Below are 2283 nucleotides of genomic sequence, written 5' to 3' on the forward strand. Positions count from 1 at the left end.
TCCGTTTTGTTACTTTGCTGAGTTCTCCTGGGCATTTATCAGTATTGCTTTAGGTATCCCTTTTTTAGTCTATGGAATCTGCAACATTGCAGGCATTTTGACAATTAACTATTTAACATCAGGAATAAATTAAGATGCGTGTTTCTTCTCATGCCATTGCCCTTATTCAGAATTTTGAAGGACTCAGAACAAAAGCATATAAACCTCTGCCACATGAGAAAGGATGGACTATTGGATATGGTCATCATTCCCCAGATGTGTATGAAGGCATGGTTTGCACTGAAGCTGAAGCTGAACTGCTTTTAAAGGCAGATATTGCTAAATATGAGTATCAGATTGAATCTGCATTAAACGTTGATGAAATTGAAGTTACTCAAGGAATGTTTGATGCCCTGGTATGTCTTCTTTTTAATTTGCAGGGTAAGCTACTTGAGAATGGCAAGCGTCTAACTCCTATTCAGACTTTAGTCAGTTACAAGCTCTGGAAGAAAATGAAGTCTGGAGACAAAGAAGGAGCTGCTAAAGAATTTCTGGATATTAACAAAGCCGGTGGTGTTGAAGTTGCAGGTTTAACCAGGCGCCGTAAAGCTGAAGCAAAACTATTTCTATCTTAGAAACGCTCAGTCTTTTTCGTTTCTGGAGTCTCCCAATGTTATCCATTAAGAATACACTGATTTTAGGTGCAGTCGCTTTTGCGGTTGGTTATATTGCCGGTTATGCGACAAGAAACGATCAAGCAGAAATTGAACGTCTGAACGTAGCGAAAAATGCACTGGATCAAGAAAGAGCTAATCTGATTCAACAGCTGGAGGTTGAACATGAACACCAGAAGACAGCACAAATCAATGCAGCAAAAACGCAGAAAGACCTGGACAATCTTGAAAAGCGTTATGCTAGTGCTATCGATGAACTTAATGCTCTGCAGCTGCAGTTCTCAGAGTACACCGATTCCGACACAGCAACACTGCCCTCAGATGCCTCCGCTTCCAGAACAGTTCAAAAAGACAAATGTCAATGCAGTGGAAAGGACAAGGCAAAACTTCAAAGACTTCTTAATGAACAATTGATTGTTGCAAAAGACTGTGACATTACAACAACGTACTATAACCATTTGATTGATTGGTATAAGAGTGTAAGCAGATGAATAAAGTTGATGTAAAACTAATATTAGATTTAATTAGTCGAAGTTCAAATAATATTCCTGTTTGGGATGAATCTGGTTATATCTTTGAGCACAAAGACACCGTTTCACTTTATGCGAGTGAAAACAGTGTTCTTTTGGAAGAATTATTGTCTTATTTGATACTGTTTAAAGTCTGTTACAAAGAAGGCAGATATTTAAAATTCAATCCAGAGACATTGAGTAAAATCAGTTTGCTCGATCTTTTGGGGTGAATCTATTTTTAATATCTTCAGCTAATCTCTGAGTGGTAATAGTTGTTGTTATAACTAAATTTATAAACTTTGCGAGATTCTCTACAAGAATAACATCATTTTCTGTTATATCAACTAAGGCAGGGTGAACTGCTTTGTTTCCTGCTATACGACAAGCTTCTAGTAGATTAATTACATCAGGATTGGTTGAGATTTCTTTTATTTTTTCTGCAAGATTTTTATGTTGATTCGCTCCCAGATGCAAGCATAGTTTTTCTGTACATAAACGAAGTAGAGCACATGCTGCGCGTGGAGATTTATTTGCAATAGATAAAGCTTCAATAAATATAGCTTTTACATCTTCAGGCATATCATTATTGGGTTCAATAGGAAGATTATTTGGATAGACAATTTTGTCGTCAATTAGAACTGTTAATTTATTGCAAACAGGGCATCTAAGCATCTTACCTCTTTCATATGAAGCTTCAATTTCATCAAAATAATCTTTTATATGTCCTGTAGGAATAGATGTTGTTTCATAATCTCTGTCATTTGATCTGATTTTGCAGTGAGGACAAATTATTCCAGATGGCAAAGAGTAGTGGATATTTATAATATCTTGATACATAAAGATTCCTTTAACTTGTATATAAAACGTCTAAGCACAGATGATTGTCGCAGATTGTCTGTGCTTTTCTCTATTTTAAGCCTATTAAGCTTATGAATCTATTTTTTACCGCTCTAAATAAAACTTTAAAGCCTAGACCAAGGCTTACTGGTTCGGAGTGGTCAGATCAATACCGTTTTGTAGCACCTGGCACTTCTCCTGAACCAGGTAAATGGAGAACTAGCAGAGTTCCTTACATGAAGGAGCCTCTGGATATGGCAACATCTCACAGTGTTGAAAAG

General features: G+C 36.6%; 4 protein-coding genes. 3 read left to right on the top strand and 1 reads right to left on the bottom strand.

All coding sequences use genetic code 11. The features are described 5' to 3' along the window. Positions 1–134: 134 nt before the first annotated feature. Together ACJML3_RS03470 and ACJML3_RS03475 are read left to right on the top strand one after the other, a co-directional pair. Positions 135–614: a lysozyme gene (locus ACJML3_RS03470; RefSeq protein WP_406020651.1), complete on the top strand. Its 480-nt coding sequence runs from the start codon at positions 135–137 to the stop codon at positions 612–614. A gap of 35 nt (positions 615–649) precedes the next feature. Further along, entirely contained in the window at positions 650–1144 is a 495-nt protein-coding gene (locus ACJML3_RS03475; RefSeq protein ID WP_406020653.1) for a hypothetical protein, read from the top strand. A gap of 225 nt (positions 1145–1369) precedes the next feature. Here the strand turns inward: ACJML3_RS03475 and ACJML3_RS03480 are convergent, their stop codons facing one another. Beyond that, the gene (locus tag ACJML3_RS03480) at positions 1370–2002 is read right to left on the bottom strand and encodes a DUF4145 domain-containing protein (RefSeq protein ID WP_406020655.1); all 633 of its coding nucleotides are present in this window, start codon (positions 2000–2002) and stop codon (positions 1370–1372) included. Positions 2003–2094: 92 nt separating this feature from the next. On the opposite strand from ACJML3_RS03480, the gene ACJML3_RS03485 reads away from it, so the two are divergent. After that, positions 2095–2283, top strand: a 189-nt coding sequence (locus ACJML3_RS03485; protein WP_406020657.1) for a hypothetical protein, incomplete at its 3' end; no start/stop codon positions are given.

The sequence above is a fragment of the Succinivibrio sp. genome (assembly GCF_045124615.1).
Lineage (GTDB): Bacteria > Pseudomonadota > Gammaproteobacteria > Enterobacterales > Succinivibrionaceae > Succinivibrio > Succinivibrio faecicola.

What these genes read in the sequence shown, in the direction of transcription:
- ACJML3_RS03470 (WP_406020651.1), top strand. Translation starts at nt 135, where the DNA reads ATGCGTGTTTCTTCTCATGCCATTGCCCTTATTCAGAATTTTGAAGGA.
- ACJML3_RS03475 (WP_406020653.1), top strand. Translation starts at nt 650, where the DNA reads ATGTTATCCATTAAGAATACACTGATTTTAGGTGCAGTCGCTTTTGCG.
- ACJML3_RS03480 (WP_406020655.1), bottom strand. Translation starts at nt 2,002, where the DNA reads ATGTATCAAGATATTATAAATATCCACTACTCTTTGCCATCTGGAATA.